The sequence below is a fragment of the Mycobacterium sp. genome, assembly GCF_049647605.1.
GTDB lineage: Bacteria > Actinomycetota > Actinomycetes > Mycobacteriales > Mycobacteriaceae > Mycobacterium.
This window is the reverse complement of sequence record NZ_JBARXZ010000221.1, coordinates 22156-37494: the sequence shown is the minus strand read 5'-3', so window position 1 is coordinate 37494 and position 15339 is coordinate 22156. Positions and strand designations below refer to the sequence as shown.

General features: G+C 66.2%; 11 protein-coding genes. 7 read left to right on the top strand and 4 right to left on the bottom strand.

The features are described 5' to 3' along the window. Positions 1 to 329: 329 nt before the first annotated feature. Positions 330 to 1253: a hypothetical protein gene (locus WBB07_RS27335; protein ID WP_526312509.1), complete on the bottom strand. Its 924-nt coding sequence runs from the start codon at positions 1251 to 1253 to the stop codon at positions 330 to 332. Between the two features lie 15 nt (positions 1254 to 1268). After that, positions 1269 to 2492, bottom strand: coding sequence for a TetR/AcrR family transcriptional regulator (locus WBB07_RS27330; protein WP_526312507.1), 1224 nt, complete (start codon positions 2490 to 2492; stop codon positions 1269 to 1271). A gap of 485 nt (positions 2493 to 2977) precedes the next feature. On the opposite strand from WBB07_RS27330, the gene WBB07_RS27325 reads away from it, so the two are divergent. From WBB07_RS27325 to WBB07_RS27315, 3 genes are read left to right on the top strand one after another with little or no spacing between them, the layout of a single operon-like run. Continuing rightward, positions 2978 to 4468 carry a DUF3375 family protein gene (locus tag WBB07_RS27325; RefSeq protein ID WP_526312505.1) on the top strand — a complete coding sequence of 497 codons (1491 nt, stop codon included), beginning with the start codon at positions 2978 to 2980 and terminating at the stop codon, positions 4466 to 4468. Continuing rightward, entirely contained in the window at positions 4465 to 5148 is a 684-nt protein-coding gene (locus WBB07_RS27320; protein ID WP_526312503.1) for a DUF4194 domain-containing protein, read from the top strand. Before WBB07_RS27325 ends, WBB07_RS27320 begins: the two co-directional genes overlap by 4 nt. Beyond that, positions 5141 to 8506 (top strand): ATP-binding protein, encoded by a 3366-nt coding sequence (locus tag WBB07_RS27315; RefSeq protein WP_526312501.1) that lies wholly within the window; start codon positions 5141 to 5143, stop codon positions 8504 to 8506. The genes WBB07_RS27320 and WBB07_RS27315 overlap by 8 nt, the downstream gene beginning before the upstream one ends. Before the next feature lie 32 nt (positions 8507 to 8538). On the opposite strand, the gene WBB07_RS27310 is transcribed toward WBB07_RS27315, so the two are convergent. Continuing rightward, complete coding sequence (locus tag WBB07_RS27310; protein ID WP_526312511.1) at positions 8539 to 9399, bottom strand: DUF4344 domain-containing metallopeptidase; 861 nt, start codon at positions 9397 to 9399, stop codon at positions 8539 to 8541. A 92-nt stretch (positions 9400 to 9491) separates the two neighbouring features. Next, complete coding sequence (locus tag WBB07_RS27305; RefSeq protein ID WP_526312499.1) at positions 9492 to 10151, bottom strand: SIMPL domain-containing protein; 660 nt, start codon at positions 10149 to 10151, stop codon at positions 9492 to 9494. 243 nt (positions 10152 to 10394) lie between these two features. Between WBB07_RS27305 and WBB07_RS27300 the strand changes: the two genes are divergently transcribed. The 4 genes from WBB07_RS27300 to WBB07_RS27285 all read left to right on the top strand — a co-directional run bounded on the left by WBB07_RS27300 (position 10395) and on the right by WBB07_RS27285 (position 15308). Next, positions 10395 to 11081 (top strand): cutinase family protein, encoded by a 687-nt coding sequence (locus WBB07_RS27300; RefSeq protein ID WP_526312497.1) that lies wholly within the window; start codon positions 10395 to 10397, stop codon positions 11079 to 11081. 87 nt (positions 11082 to 11168) lie between these two features. Then, positions 11169 to 12827 (top strand): SLC13 family permease, encoded by a 1659-nt coding sequence (locus tag WBB07_RS27295; RefSeq protein ID WP_526312495.1) that lies wholly within the window; start codon positions 11169 to 11171, stop codon positions 12825 to 12827. 207 nt (positions 12828 to 13034) lie between these two features. Further along, positions 13035 to 14192 (top strand): acyl-CoA dehydrogenase family protein, encoded by a 1158-nt coding sequence (locus WBB07_RS27290; RefSeq protein ID WP_526312493.1) that lies wholly within the window; start codon positions 13035 to 13037, stop codon positions 14190 to 14192. A gap of 9 nt (positions 14193 to 14201) precedes the next feature. Next, on the top strand, positions 14202 to 15308 hold the full coding sequence (locus WBB07_RS27285) for an acyl-CoA dehydrogenase family protein (RefSeq protein ID WP_526312491.1): 1107 nt from the start codon (positions 14202 to 14204) through the stop codon (positions 15306 to 15308). Positions 15309 to 15339: the final 31 nt, after the last annotated feature.

Below are 15339 nucleotides of genomic sequence, written 5' to 3'. Positions count from 1 at the left end.
GCAGGCTGCTGATGGTGTCTTGGGCGTTACCCGCTCCGGTGGGCGCGGCCAGCGCGGGGGCGGCCAAGCCGAGGGCGCCGGCGGTCAAAGCGGTAGCGGCAATGGTGGCAAATCCGAACTTCTTCATCTTCTGCTTCTTTCCTAGATACCTGCGGTAATCGTCTCGGGAGGGGTTCCGATCCGGTATGCCAGGTAGAACTCGCAGCTCACGGGTTTAATTCCGCTGGCAGCAATTGAGCGGCCACTGGCAGCATCTAGATGCCACACTGCGGACAGATTCAGGGATATTCCCGGGAAGACCGATTGTGAGCAAACACCTATTCACCCACTCAAGGTGATACCCACGCGAACAGCGTCAGGCAGGCGGCGTAGCAGGCCAGCACGACCAGCGCTCCGGTGGCAGAGACTCGCAGCGACCCGCCCGTCACCGGGTCGAGCCAACGCGCAAAGGCGCGCGTGGCCAGCGGCATCAGGGCGTAGGTCATCGCTGCGACGCACACCACCTGCGTCAGCCACGTCGACAACCATGGGTGCGCGCCGTGTTCACTCCAGAACTGGGCGATCAGGTGAGTGACGGTCATAGCCGTCGGATAGAGCACCAACACGATCAGCATCGCTGTCCGCCATTTCGGCGTCACCCGCGGCTTGCCGTCGGTCACCCGCAGGATCGACCCGAAGGGCGCATCGATGGAAAAGTCCTTGGTCAGCGTCGACCGCAGATACGGAACCCGTTGCGCGCGTTCCTCCGACGCCAGCCAGGTCGCCAGCTGCCCGTCGGTATGGAAACTCAGGATCGACATCCATTGGTCCTGGCCGGGTAGCGGCGACAACAGGATCAGGGAATCGAACCCCGCACATTTGGCGGTGGCCTGGGCGATCTGTTCCTCAGCGGCGATGAATTCCGTTGTGCGGTCCGGGATCACATCGTGCCGAAACACCGCGGTACCCGGAGGGAGGCGGGTACCGTCGCCCACCAGCAGCACCGACGAACTGCTCAGCACCCCTTCGGCGTTACCCATCGCAAATGCTTCCCGGTGCTCCGGCGAGCCCAGCCAGTCGTTGAGATGATCAGGTGTATCGAAGGTGATGGCGGCGGCGCGTTCCCGTGCTCCGCCGGCGTGCGCCAACCGAAGCGCCGTGAAACCGGGCTTCGCCGCGGCCGCCGCGCGGACCCGGTCGAACCAGACTTGCAACCGATCGGCCGGCACCGGGTGCAGTCGGACGACGGCGGTGGCAGAGGTATCGCGGGCCATGGCCCAATTCATAGACTAAAGCGACCGGGGACCGGTGTTCAGCCCCAGCAGCGTGGTCAACATCAGCCGCCGCAGAATGGCAATCGCCGACTCCGGGTCCTCGTGCCGCAGCAGCCGGCCCACATCGACCGCCAGCGCATAGCCACCCTGGACCGCAAAACGTGCTTCGTCCGCTGCCAGCTCGGGGTGAGCCGCGGCGACCTGGCTCGACCAGGCCTCCACGGTGGCGCGTTGCATGCTGTGGATCGCCGCCTGGTCCTCGGCGGGGACGTTGGCGCGCTCCGCGTAGTAGACGAAGGCCAGTTCGGGGCTGGCGATCGAGCGCCGCACATACGAGTCGACCAGGCCGATCACCGATTCCCGCGGATCGTCGGCGCTGGCGAGCACCTCGGCGACATCACCGGACACCCGGTCGGCTCCCCGCCGGAACAGCGCGGCCAGTATCGCTCCCTTGCTGAGGAAGAAGCGGTAGATCCCGGTGGTGGACATGTCGACTGCGGCGGCGATGTCCTCCATGCTGGTGTCCCGGAAGCCACGCTCGTTGAACAACAGCATCGCCGACTGCAGGATCTGCTCGTACTCACCGGCCGCGGCCCCGACCGCCCTGCGGCGGGGCGCCACTCCGCGTGGCGCCGCCGGGGGCAGTTCCATGTCCCTGATGTCGCGGGCGATCCGCGCCAAGGTGGCGTGGATACGGTCGGTCGCCAGCCGGGCGTGGTGGTCGGTGATGCTGCCGATGACGCTGAGCACCGCCGAGGCCAGGATCGTGCGGTGCCGACTCGGCAGCTCCGGCCGCAACAACTCGATCGGCCGTTGCAACCTCCGGTTCACCACGGTGATCTGCTCGTCCAGGAATTGCTGGTCGGCGGCGTCGAGAAACCGCACCTCCCAGCGATACAGCCCACCGCTGTTGCGGTTCTTCAGCGCCGACTCGATCAAGGCCGACACCGCGCGGTCCCACATGGCCTCGGGCTCGGCGTCGGAGTCGTCCAGGAAGGCGGTGATGTCGACCATGTTTTTGCCCATGCCGAGCACCGCGGCCTGGAAGAGGGCGTATTTACCCGCATAGTGTCGGTACAGCGAGGCCGCCGTCACTCCGACGCGCCCGGCGATGTCCTCCATGCTGACGCCGTGATAGCCGAGCTCGCTGAACGCCTCGGCCGAGGCCCGGGCGATCTGCGCCTTACGGTCCTTGGGTCTGCGTCGACGCTCCTGTCTGACACTGGTCGAGCTGGACATCAGCCCACCATATCTCCGGTTATGGAGCGCGCTCGCCGCCATCGGCGGTGAGTGCGACCACACTTGTCGATATCGCTTCCCCGCTGCGTGACGGCCGTAACACAGCGCGGTCGGCACCGTTTCAAGTGCGATCGAGCAAAGTCGCCCACCGGAGTCGGCCGGGCCGTCCTGATCGAGCCACATCATCGAAGCAGACCTGGCAGCGACGCAGTGGGCAGAACAGTGTGTGTGGCTTCTGTCTCGATGCACACCGGGGCCGCTCACGGTGGACGCTCACGACGCTCGCGCCGCCAGGACAGGTAGAGCCCCGCAACTTCTGGGGCAAATGAGCAGGACGAGACGCCAGAGACCTGAGTAACGCCTGTTCCACCTGCCACCCGCCACGTGACCAGGGTTATCCCCAACACGCCGCCCCGACGGAGCGCGACCGCCGCGAGGTCGCCTATCTTGGACGGTTCCAAGGCACAACATCGGGAGGGAGAGTGGTGGACGGCCAGCGAAACGATGAGCCGCTGTCGGCTGCCGACCTTCTCGAACTCAACCGTGACATCCAGAGCTCCCCGACGATCCGCCTCCTGGCCACGCTCAACCTGGGTGTTTACGCCACCTTGATGGAACGCCACCTCAGCGCCGGAGTGGTGGTGGAGACCGAGCTGGTGGTCGCGCTGGAGCGCGACCTCGAGGGGCTGGGGCACCCCGACGGCCAGTCCGGGTTGAGCCTCATCAAGTCGTGGGCCAGCCAGGGTTGGCTGCATCGCGTTGCCGACACGCGATCCGGCCACGAGCGCAATCTCTGCTATCTCACCCAAGAGGCACGCCGCGCCCTGGACTTCCTGCGGGGCATGCGCCGCCAGGACACCATCGCCACCGGCGGCTCCATCAACGGGATCGCCGCGCGACTCAAACAGATCGCGCTGCGGGTCGGCAACGATCCCGAACGGGTGCGCAGGAGCATCGAAGCCGAGATCGAGGTCCTGCGCCGCGAGCTCGACGCCCTGGAGGCCGGGCTCGGGGGCCCCGACGACACCCACCTCGACGTCGACCTCACCGATTCCTATGACGAAGCGCGCGCCATCGCGCTGCAGATGGAACGGCTGATCACCGACATCGGCCAGTACGGCACCATGATCGAGCAGGCCACCGCCGCCCTCGACGAGCCGATCGACAGCAATCTCGAGTACCGCGACCGGCAGCGCCGGATGTACGCCGACTACCAGGAGGCCTGGGACTCCCAGGGGCGCGACAGCCACCGCGCCTTTCTGCGGATGATCAACGACCCCGACCAGCGTGCCGAGTTCGAGGCCGACGTCGCCGCCGTCGCCGACGCGCTCCCGGCCCTGGACCCGCAGCTGCGCCGGGTGATGGCCGGGTTCTTCGAGCTCGTCGGTCATCAGATCGATGAGGTGGAACGCATCCAACAGCGCTGCGCTCAACGGGTCAAGCGGTTCACCGCGTTCGGCACCCTCGAGCAGAGCCGTGGTGTGGCCCGTCAGCTCAACGAGGCCATCGGCACCGCCCGCAACCTGCTCAAGGCCTCACTGACCGATTCCCGCCTGGACATCGAGCTTCCGCTGGCCCGACACTCCATCAGTTCCGTTGGCGCACTGAGCTTCCGGATCGGCGACCTGTCCAACCCCAAACCCGCCCAAGCAGCCCACGGGGAGCTCGACCTGACCAGCTTCGCCGCACTCACCACACAGGTCGACGCACCGGCGATGTCGGAGATGATCAACTCGGCCATCAGCGAAGGGCCGCTGTCGCTGCCGGATGCGGTGGCCCGGCTCGATTCCGCCTATCTCGGCCACGTCATCGTCTTGTGGTCCTGGGCGCTCAAACAACCCGACCCTGACGCGGTGGATGCTCATCCCGCCGCGACCGTCCGCTTCCGGTCCCTGGACGGTCGCGACCGCGAGATGGAGGTCCCGCACCTGATGTTCACCGAACCGATTTCCAACGCTGTGGGAGCCGTGCAGTGACAGAGCCCGATATCGACTTCTCGTCGCTGCCCCAGGTCGACCAAGCCACCCGCACCCCACACCAGCGCCGGCCACGGTTCGAAGGTGATGTCTCCGAGCTGCCGGACCGCGCCTGCTGGGCACTGCAACAATTGCTGACGCGTCGATACATCAGCGCCGAGTCCGACCGGGACCTGTACAGCTGGGTGCTGGAGTACCGCAAGGATCTCACCATCCGGCTCTGCGAGCTCGATCTGCTGCTGCGCATCGTCGATGGCGTCGATGTGGCCTTCGTCGAGCAGGCTCGTTACGAATCTGCCAGGGGTGTCAAGCTTTTGCGCCGCGAACCGTTGGGCACCTACGACTCGATCCTGGCCTTGCACCTGGCGCAGATGATGCGCGCCTCCGGCGACCAGACAGTGCTGATCAGCCGCGAGGAGGTGCACGGCCTGTTCTCCGGGGTGCTCAACGACATCGACCGCGACACCGTGACGTTCACCGCTCGCATCGACGCCGCCATCGCGCGGTTGACCGGGCTGGAGATCCTGCGCCGCAGCCGCGATGACGAGGACAGCTACACCGTCAGCCCGGTGATCACCGCGATCATGACGGCCTCGGTGATCACCGAACTGCAACAGCAGTTCGAGCTGCTGCTCAACGGCGGGGTTCCCCAAGGAGAAGAGGTCCAGCTCGATGTCTGAGCAGTTCCACCTGTCACGCCTACAGGTCATCAACTGGGGCGTGTTCGACGGGTACCACGACATCCCGTTCAGCGAGGGCGGCGCGCTGATCGCCGGCGCCTCCGGCAGCGGTAAATCGTCACTGCTGGACGCGATCTCGCTGGGATTCCTGCCCTTCAACCGGCGCAACTTCAACGCCTCCGGCGACAACTCGGCCGCGGGTTCCAGCGCGGGCCGGCGCACCGTCGACAAGTACGTCCGCGGCGCTTGGGGTCAGCGCAGCGACGGTGGCACGTCGAAGGTGATGTACCTGCGGGGCGACGGGGCCGCCTGGTCGGCCATCGCCGTCTCCTACACCAGCAACACCGGCCGCACCGTCACCGGGTTGGTGCTCAAATGGCTGACAGGCGAGTCCCGTTCGGATTCCTCCAGCCGCTTTGTGCTGGCCGATGGCGACCGCGACATCGAGGAAGTCTGCAACCGCTGGGCATCCGGCCGGTTCGATGCCGGGGTGTTCAAAGATGACAACTGGCGGTTCTCCACCAAGGTGGAGTCGCAATATCTGGCCCAGCTGTACGCCACCATCGGCATCCGCGCCTCGGATGCCGCCCAGCAGCTGCTCGGTAAAGCAAAGTCACTGAAAAGCGTTGGCGGGCTGGAGCAGTTCGTCCGCGAATTCATGCTCGACGAGCCCGACAGCCTGGCCCGCCTGCCCGAGGCGCTCAAACAGATCGATCCGCTGGTGGAGGCCCGCGAGTTGCTGGCGGTGGCGCAGCGCAAGCGCAAGATCCTCGGCGACATCGAGAAGATCCAGCAGCGCTATGCCTCGGAATCCTCGGACCTCGGCATCATCGACCTCGTCGACGCGCCGATGGTGCGCGCCTACACCGACAGGGTGCGGCTGTCGCAGTGCCCGGCGCAGATCGACTCGCTGGATTCCACCATCGACCAGCTCGGCAACGAGTACGAGGATGTCACTCGCTCACTGAATCTGGCCAAGGCCGAAGCGGATTCGCTCAACGCTCAGATCAGCGGTTCGAGTTCCAGCATCGGGCCGCTGCAGTCGCAGGTCGCCGCCGCCGAGGCTCAGGCCGAGGAGGTGTCGCGCCGGCGCGCCGCCTACGAGTCGATGATCACCACCCAGGATCTCGATATCCCGGACACCGCCGACGAGTTCTGGAACCTGCGCGAGGAACTCACCAACCAGGCCACCGAACTGCTGGCCAGGCTGGACCGCGGCCGGGAGGCATCCACCGACGCCGAGTACACGCAGAAGGTGGCGCGGATGGCCCGCGATGACGCCGCCAAGGAACTCAAACGTGTCGAGCACGTCGGCTCGGCTCTTCCCGAATCCGCGATCACGATGCGCGAATTCATCTGCTCTGCACTGGGACTGGATGCTCGCGACCTGCCTTATATCGCCGAGCTGCTGGACTTGCGACCCGAGCAGAGCCGCTGGCGCATCGCCGTGGAGAAAGTGCTGCGTGGCGTCGGCCTGCGGCTGCTGGTCCCGGATCGGCACTATGCCGCGGTGCTGCGATTTGTCAACGAGACCAATATGCGCGGCCGACTGCAGCTACACCATGTGCGGCAGAGCTTCTTGGGGCAGGCGGTCCCCGAGATCGAGCCGAACACCCTGGCGGGCAAGCTCTTTGTCGTCGACCCCACCCATCAGTGCGCGGCCGAGGCCGCCGATGTGGTGGCCGCCGCCGGTGACCACATCTGTGTCGACTCCCCCGACGCGTTCCCACGGTTCCGCCGCGCGGTCACCGATACCGGCCTCTACAAGGATTCGGACCGGTTGGCCATCAAGGACGACCGGCGTCCACTCAAGCAGGCGGAGTACATCTACCAGGGTGATGTCGCTGCCAAGATCGACGCGCTGACAGTCGATCTCGGCAACGCCGAGGACGCTTATCAGCAGGCCCGCCGCGCCGCCGACGATATCGCCACCGGGCGCCAGCAGTGGCGCGACCGGGCCGCGGCGTGCAAGGCGATCTGCGAGCAGTTCCCGCAGTGGAACCACATCGACACCGAGTCCGCCGACAAACACGCCGACCGGCTGCGCGAGCAGTTCGAGATCCTGCTGGCCGATCACCCCGATATCGAGGCGCTCTCGGAACGCGCCGAGGAGTGCTGGACCGAGATCCAGACGTTGATGACGCGCCGCGGCGCCATCCAGACCCGGCGCGACGATCTGGATTACCGCCGGACCCAGCTCCTGGAACTCCAGGAGCGGCTGACCCCGGCGTTTGTGTCCGAGCCGCTGACCGAGCTGCTGCACCGTTACGGCGCCGAGGTACCGGTGACGTTGGAGCTACTCAACCCCGAGCCGCACCGTGACGCGTTGTTCGGGGCGATCCGCCGCGAACGCGAGCAGCTGCGTGAAAGCCGCCGGCGCTCCTACGACGAGCTGGCGCGGATCCTGAACACTTTCGACACCGCATTCCCCGACGCGATCCCCAACGACAGCGACGTGTTCGACGAGCGGGTCCACGACTACGTGGCGCTGTGCCGGCACATCGACGAGCGGGAATTGCCGGAAGCCTACGAGCGGATGATGCGCCTGGTCACCGAGCAGGCCCCGGATGCGATCCTGACGCTGCACCGGGTGGCCGAGCAGGAAACCCGTCGCATCAGCGACCAGATCGCCCGCGTCAACACCGGACTGGGGTCGGTGGAGTTCAATCGCGGCACTCGGCTGACACTGCGGGCCACCCCACGATCGCTGTCCGCGGTCAATGAGCTCACCGAGATCGTCAAGGCCATCTCGCGGCGGATCGCCGAAGTGGGGCTCGGCGACAAGCAGGCCATCCTGGACCAGTACGCCGACATCCTGCGGTTGCGTAACCGATTGGCCTCCACCGCACCGGAGGACAAGGCCTGGACCCGTGACGCTCTCGATGTGCGTAACCGGTTCACCTTCGACTGCGCCGAGTGGGATGTGCGCACCGAAGAACTGATCCGGACGCACAGCAATGCCGGTGACAATTCCGGCGGCGAGCAGGAGAAGCTGATGGCCTTCTGTCTGGCCGGTGCGCTGAGCTTCAACCTGGCCAGTCCCGAAAGTGCCGACAACAAACCGGTTTTTGCGCAGTTGATGCTCGATGAGGCGTTCTCGAAGTCTGACCCGCAGTTCGCGTCGCAGGCGTTGCAGGCGTTCCGGAAGTTCGGCTTCCAGCTGGTCATCGTCGCCACCGTGCAGAACGCCACCACCATCCAGCCCTATATCGACAGTGTGGTGATGGTGTCCAAGACCGAAGCCAATGGCCGCAACGCCCGGCCGGTCGCCACCGTGGCCACCAAGACCATCAGCGATTTCACCGCCCTGCGTCAGGAGATGACCGCCAACAGCACCAAGGTGCCCGCCGGGGTGTAGCCGGCCGATGGCTGCACCCCCCGCGCTGATTCTCAGCCCTTCAGGTAGGGCTCCAACAGAGATGCCCACGCGTATTGCATCTTGGCGTACTCGTCCTCGCAGCCGTCGGCACGATCGGCCGGCAGCTCGCCGTTGTCGACCATGTCTGCACTGCCTTCGGAGTCGGCGCCGTACACCCAACACAGCAGGTTGTACATCCGAGTCTGGTTGAGCGAGTGGACATCGGCGAACTGGGAATCACCGACATCACCACCCATTTGGGCGTAACCCTGGAACTCGCGGGCGAAGTCGCGGACCACCTGGATCGAGTCGGGGTCGATATTGCCGTCCTCGTCTTCTTGCAACATGACGTAGGCGGACAGCTGATCGGCGACGTCTTCCTCGCGGCCGGTCACCGGCAGGTCGTACAGGTCGATGACCATGTGTCCGAGCTCGTGATAGAAGGTGGCGACCTCGGTGTTGATCGCCGATGCCGCCGGATCGGGGTCGCCGGCCTGGATGAAGATCTGCTCGGCCAGGTCGGCGTCTTCGTAGCAGATGGTCATCGACTGATCGCTCGGGCTCCAGAACGCGTTGGCGACACCACATTCGGCACCGAGCAGCGGGATGTCGTAGGGCAGGTTGAACGACTCGTTGACGCTCTGAGCCAGGTCTTCGAGCACCCCGGCGTCCTGCATGATCCGTTTGCCGTTCAGCGCTTCCGGTGAGGTGGCCTCTTCATAGGTGACCACCATGTCGCCGTCATCGGGGACCGACTCGACCTCGGCCGCCGCCACCTCGGGAGTCGCCTCGACGGTGCTGTCCACGGTCGGGGCCTCGTCCGGCTGAGGGGAACCGCCACACGCCGACACCAGCAACGCCGCCGCCACCAGGGGAGCCATACGCAAACGCATCACGATCGCCCTTCTTGCCGGCAGCGCACGCTGCCAGCCCATTGCCGCCATTATTGACGTACCTGAAATTCTGCAGCAAATGGTGCCACACGTCAGCCCGCGACGAAACGGGCATCTACGGCGGCGGTCACCTCGATGTCCTCGGGCACCAGTTCGACAATCCCGGCGCCATGTCCGGCCGAGGCTGCCCGGACAAAGGCCTGCCCCTCGTTGGTGTCGGGACGCAACTGCGCGTCGAGCATGCCGGCGTCGGCGATGGCCACCGGTTGGACGGCACCGAGCCCGAGGGCGTCGGCGTACTGCTGAGCACGCTCCACCGCGTCCTGCACGGCGCGGGTACACGCCTGCGCGCGCAGCTGGTCGCGTCGCACCTCGGTCAATGCCCACTCCACCCGGGACACCCGGAATCCGGGCGTCCCGACAACGTGCTGACCGACCCAGTGCGACAACGCCGCGAAGTCGCGGAACTTCACCTCCACTTCGACGCCGGCCCGGTGGACCAGCGGCAGCTGCTTGCCGTCCTGGTTCCAGGGGCGATGCGACGACGTGCGCAGCTGCCCGGCCGACCACCAGGTCACCGGTCCGTCCACCATCGGGGTGATGGATGCCGTGACCGCTTCCAGCCCCAGCGCCACTGTGTCGTACACCGGCTGCATGTCGGGTCCCTCGAAGTCGACGGCGGCATGCACCGTCGCCCGCTCGGGTTGCTGAAACTCGGAGAAGGATCCCCGCACCGTGATTTCCGTCGCCATGTCGTCACGGTACTCGCCGGCAACACACCGGTATCGAAACTCTCCGATCACTCGAATGAGGTTGCGCGGCAAAATTTTTGGAGTTCAACACCGCGAGGGAAACAGAAGGTGAGACGCGTATCACAGCTCGGGCTTGCGTCGCACTGGAATGCGCCGCGCTACCGCGAAGTTCTCAACCGTAACGGGGCCAGCGCCCCGCAACCGGGCTGACCGGCCTCGGCCTCCTCGACACGAAGGATTTCCATGAACCACTTCTTGGGCCCGCTCACGTTTGCGGCTGTCGCGGCAGCCAGCGCCGTCATCGGAACGCCGGTGGCCGCCGCGGCTCCGAGCAGCTGTTCCGACGTGGAGGTGGTGTTCGCGCGAGGCACCTTCGAACCCGCCGGGCTCGGCCGGATGGGCGACGCCTTTGTGTCCGAACTGCGCTCCCAGCTGCCAGGCCAGTCGGTCTCGACCTATGCCGTCAACTACCCGGCGTCGCTGGACTTCGGAGGCGCCGCCGACGGCGTGGCTGACGCCAGCAACCACCTGCAGGATGTGGTCGCCCGCTGCCCCTCCACCGAGATCGTGCTCGGTGGATACTCCCAGGGAGCGGCGGTCAGCGGCTACGTCACCTCCGACTCGGTCCCGGCCGGTTTTGCGCTCCCTGCGGGGATCAGCGGTCCGATGCCCGCCGCGGTGGCCGACCGGGTTGCGGCGGTGGCGCTGTTCGGAAAGCCGTCGCCCGGGATCATTCAACTGGCGCACCAGGGTGCCCCGCCGATCGCGATCGGCGCGCCGTACGCATCGAAGACCATCGAGTTGTGTGCCACCGCCGATCCCGTCTGCGCCCCCGGCGGCCTCGATCGGGCGGCGCACAGCAGTTATGTCGCCAACGGGATGACCACCCAGGCCGCCGAGTTCGCCGCACGTCACCTCCAGCAGTACTGACAGCAGTACTGACAGCAGTACTGACAGCAGTACTGACCAACGGCACCCCCGCGGTCGCCGGCGGCCGGACTCTCATAGTTTTGTCGCATGGCGATCATGGCGGCGGCGATTGTTGCCATCACGTTGGTGGTGATGACAACGGGGACGGTTCCGGCGGTGTTGGCGCTGTTGTGCGCACTGGTGGTGGCGGGCCTGGTCGGCATCGCCACCCCGGCCGAGCTGTTCGCCGGTTTGAGCAACGGCGGCGTCATCACCATCGCAGCCATGCTGGTGATCGCCAAGGGCGTGCTGTACACCGGCGTGGTATCACGGGTGATGTATCGCCTGTTGTCCGGCGTCACCACCTCGATACAGGCACTGGCTCGGCTGATCCCGCCGGTCGGTGTGGTCTCCGCACTGATCAACACCACTCCGATCGTGGCCATGCTGATCCCGGCGGCCAAGGAGCTGGAACAGCAGTCCGGCGTCCCCGCCAAGAGCGTGCTGCTGCCGATCGCGCACGCCACCACCCTGGCCGGGTCGGCCACACTGATCGGCACCAGCTCGAATCTGCTGATCGCGGGGCTGGCCGCCCCCGCGGGAATCCAATTGACGATGTTTTCTTGGGTGCCCATCGCGGTTCCGGTGGCGATCGTCGGCTGGCTGGTGCTGTTGGTCACCGCACCGCTGATGCTCAAGGGTCACACTCCGGATCAGAGTCACGAATTGTCTTGGCGTGCCGAGATTCCCGTCGCGGGCCGGGCCAACCTGATCGGTCGCACCGCCGTCGGCCTCGGGGTTCACACCACGGCCGACTACGAACTGATCGAAATCCAGCGCTGGGGTGAGCGCGTCGATGCCGAGGCCGTCATCGAGGATGGTGATGTCCTGATCTACCGCGCCACCGAATCCGGGGTCCGGATGCTCTGGGGCAGCCCGCGGTTCGGCCAGATCCGCCAGGATTTGTTCGCCGTGTCCATCGCCACCGATGAGCAGGCCACCATCCGCGACCTCGAAGAGAACGACGACATCCAGGTGATCGCCGCTCAGACCGACCAGCTGTTGCGTGACGCACCCGCCCGCGCCGGCGAGAAATGCCTGGTGACAACACGATCCACTGGCACGTTACGCGACCACGAACTGGTCGGCGTGTGGCAGAAGGTGGCGGGGAAGGCTCCGCAGACCAACAAGACCTGGATCGCACTGGCCATCCTGGCGGCGGTCATCGTCGCCGGCTCGGTAGGTGCCGCCCCGATCGAGTTGATCGCCGTCACCGGCGCTGCCCTGATGGTGGTGACCAAGGTGCTGACACCGCGCTCGGCAGTACGTGCGCTGAACTGGAACATCCTGGCGATCATCGCCGGGTCGATCGGGCTGGGCACCATCGTGGTGCAGAGCGGTCTGGGTGGCCACATCGCCGACGCCATCCTGAACCTGTCCAGCGGTAACACCGCGCTGGTGATCCTGGTGATCGCGCTGGGAACCACCGTGCTCACCAATGTGGTGACCAATGCTGCGGCCGCGGCGATCCTGACTCCGGTGGCGCTGACGGTGGCCGCATCGGCCGGGCTGGACCCGGTGCTGCTGCTGACGCTGATCGGGACGTGCATCTCCTTCACCTTCCTCAACCCCTTCAGCCATCAGTCCAATCTGATGGTGATGAAACCCGGCGGCTACACAACGGCGACGTTCTTCCGCTTCGGCGTCCCGCTCACTGCAGCATCGCTGGCCACGGCGTTCGGTGTCGGTTGGCTGCTCATCGCGTGACCCCCAATTCCGCCGAGCGCGCGTGTTGGTACACAAAACGCCGGGCGGATGCGTACCAACACGTGCGCTCGGCGTGGTTTGTTGGTCGGTCACAGCCCCCGATGAGACAAATCTGACCCAGCCCCGCATACCGCCCAACCAACTGGTCGGCTAGCCTGTATTCAACATCGGTCCAAGATCGCCCGACACCGAGCAGGGAGGCCGCACATGCAGCTGGCGTTGACCCCGGAGGAAGCCGCCTTCCGCGACGAACTCCGCACCATCTACACCACCAAGTTCCCCGAGGACCTCCGCGAACGCACCCGCCTCGGCGGCCATCTGCGACGCGAAGACATCGTCACCAGCCACAAGATCTTGCATGAGCACGGCATTGCCGTCCCCAACTGGCCCGTCGAGTGGGGCGGCAAAGACTGGACGCCCACCCAGCACCAGATCTGGCTGGACGAGATGCAGCTGGCCAGCGTGCTGGAACCCTTGACGTTCAACGCCAAGATGGTGGGCCCGGTGATCGCCGAGTTCGGCTCGCAGGAGCTCAAGGAACGCTTCCTGCCACCGACGGCCGCCCTCGACATCTTCTGGTGCCAGGGTTTCTCCGAGCCCGAAGCCGGCTCCGACCTGGCCTCGCTGCGCACCACGGCGATCCGCGACGGCGACACCTATGTGGTCAACGGGCAGAAGACCTGGACCACGCTGGGCCAGTTCGCCGACTGGATCTTCTGCCTGGTGCGCACCGACCCGCAGGCACCCAAGCGCCAGGCCGGTATCTCGTTCCTGCTGATCGACCTGGACACCCCGGGCATCACCATGCGTCCGATCAAGCTGATCGACGGCAGCTTCGAGGTCAACGAGGTGTTCTTCGAAGACGTCCGGGTACCTGCCGACCAGCTCGTCGGGCAGGAAAACCAGGGCTGGACATACGCGAAGTTCCTGCTGGGCAATGAGCGCACCGGTATCGCCCACGTCGGCACCACCAAGGTGCGGCTGGCCGACGTCAAGAAGCACGCGGCGGCCCGCGGACTGCTGGAGGACCCGCTGTTCGCGGCGCGCCTGGCCGAGCTGGAAAACGAACTGCTGGCACTGGAACTCACGCAGATGCGGGTGTCCACCGGCTCCAAGGACGGGGCACCGAACCCGGCATCGTCGGTGCTGAAGCTGCGCGGCAGTCAGTTGCAACAGGCCGCCACCGAGCTGATGATGGAGGTCGCCGGCGCGGACGTCTTGCCGTTCGAAGCCGACGCCATCGCCTCACCGGCGTGGGCTCAGGCCAGCGCGCCGCACTACCTCAACTACCGCAAGACCTCGATCTACGGCGGCAGCAACGAGGTGCAGCGGACCATCATCGCGTCGACCATCCTCGGATTGTGAGCTGACATCATGGACTTTCAACTCAGCGATGAGCAGGAACTGCTTCGCGACACCACCCGCGAGCTGCTGACCCGCGCCTACGACGTCGAGCGCCGCAACAAGGTCATCGACTCCGATCTGGGCTGGAGCCGCGAGGTGTGGAATCAGCTGGCCGAGACCGGCATTCTCGGCTTGGGCTTCGATCCGGAGGAGTCCGGCCAGATCGAGATCATGTTGGTGCTCACCGAGATCGGTCGTCGACTCGCGCCGGAGCCGGTGCTGCACGCCGCACTGGCGCCGGGTGGGCTGATCGCCGAACAGGGCACCGACGAGCAGAAGCAGCTCGTGGACGAGGTGGCCGAGGGCCGACTGTTGTTGGCGTTTGCCCACTTCGAACCGGGAATGCGGGGCGCCACCGCAACGGTGACAACTACGGCGGAGCGCGACGGCGACGCCTGGGTGCTCACCGGGCGCAAGAACCCGGTGCTGGCCGGCGACACCGCCGACACCTTGGTGGTCTCGGCCGCACTGCCCGACGGCGGCACCGGCCTGTTCCTGGTGCAGGGTGACGCGGTGGCCAAGCAGGGTTTCAGGACCTTCGACGGCCAGCGCGGCGCGCAGATCGATCTGGCCCGCTCCCCCGCGGCGCCGTTGGGATCGGCTGCCGATGCTTCCGCCGCCATCGAGCGGGCCTTGATCCGGATCCAGTCGGGGCTGTGCGCCGAGGCGCTGGGCGCGATGGAAGAGTCGTTGCGGCTGACTTCGGAATACCTGAAGAGCCGCAAGCAGTTCGGCGTCACTCTGAACACCTTCCAGACGCTGACACAGCGCGCCGCCGATATGTATGTTTCGCTGGAGCTGGCCCGCAGCATGAATCTGTATGCCGCGATGTCGATCGCCGACGGCACGCTTGACCCGACGATCGCGGCGCGCGCGAAGCTGCAGATCGCCCGATCCGGCCGCCACATCAGCCAGGAAGCCGTCCAGCTGCACGGCGGCATCGGCATCACCGCGGAGTACCCGATGGCGCACTACGCGGCCCGGCTGACCGCGATCGACCACACGTTGGGGTCGGCGCAGGATCAGTTGCGCGTGCTGATCGACCAGATCGGGGACTACGAGATCGCCATGCTGTAGCCGACGTCCGGCCGGTCGGAGGACACTCACA

Excerpts from the sequence above, each read along its gene's own strand:
- WBB07_RS27315 (WP_526312501.1), top strand. The coding sequence starts at position 5,141 with ATGTCTGAGCAGTTCCACCTGTCACGCCTACAGGTCATCAACTGGGGC.
- WBB07_RS27305 (WP_526312499.1), bottom strand. The coding sequence starts at position 10,151 with ATGGCGACGGAAATCACGGTGCGGGGATCCTTCTCCGAGTTTCAGCAA.
- WBB07_RS27310 (WP_526312511.1), bottom strand. The coding sequence starts at position 9,399 with ATGCGTTTGCGTATGGCTCCCCTGGTGGCGGCGGCGTTGCTGGTGTCG.
- WBB07_RS27295 (WP_526312495.1), top strand. The coding sequence starts at position 11,169 with ATGGCGATCATGGCGGCGGCGATTGTTGCCATCACGTTGGTGGTGATG.
- WBB07_RS27300 (WP_526312497.1), top strand. The coding sequence starts at position 10,395 with ATGAACCACTTCTTGGGCCCGCTCACGTTTGCGGCTGTCGCGGCAGCC.
- WBB07_RS27290 (WP_526312493.1), top strand. The coding sequence starts at position 13,035 with ATGCAGCTGGCGTTGACCCCGGAGGAAGCCGCCTTCCGCGACGAACTC.
- WBB07_RS27330 (WP_526312507.1), bottom strand. The coding sequence starts at position 2,492 with ATGTCCAGCTCGACCAGTGTCAGACAGGAGCGTCGACGCAGACCCAAG.
- WBB07_RS27335 (WP_526312509.1), bottom strand. The coding sequence starts at position 1,253 with ATGGCCCGCGATACCTCTGCCACCGCCGTCGTCCGACTGCACCCGGTG.
- WBB07_RS27285 (WP_526312491.1), top strand. The coding sequence starts at position 14,202 with ATGGACTTTCAACTCAGCGATGAGCAGGAACTGCTTCGCGACACCACC.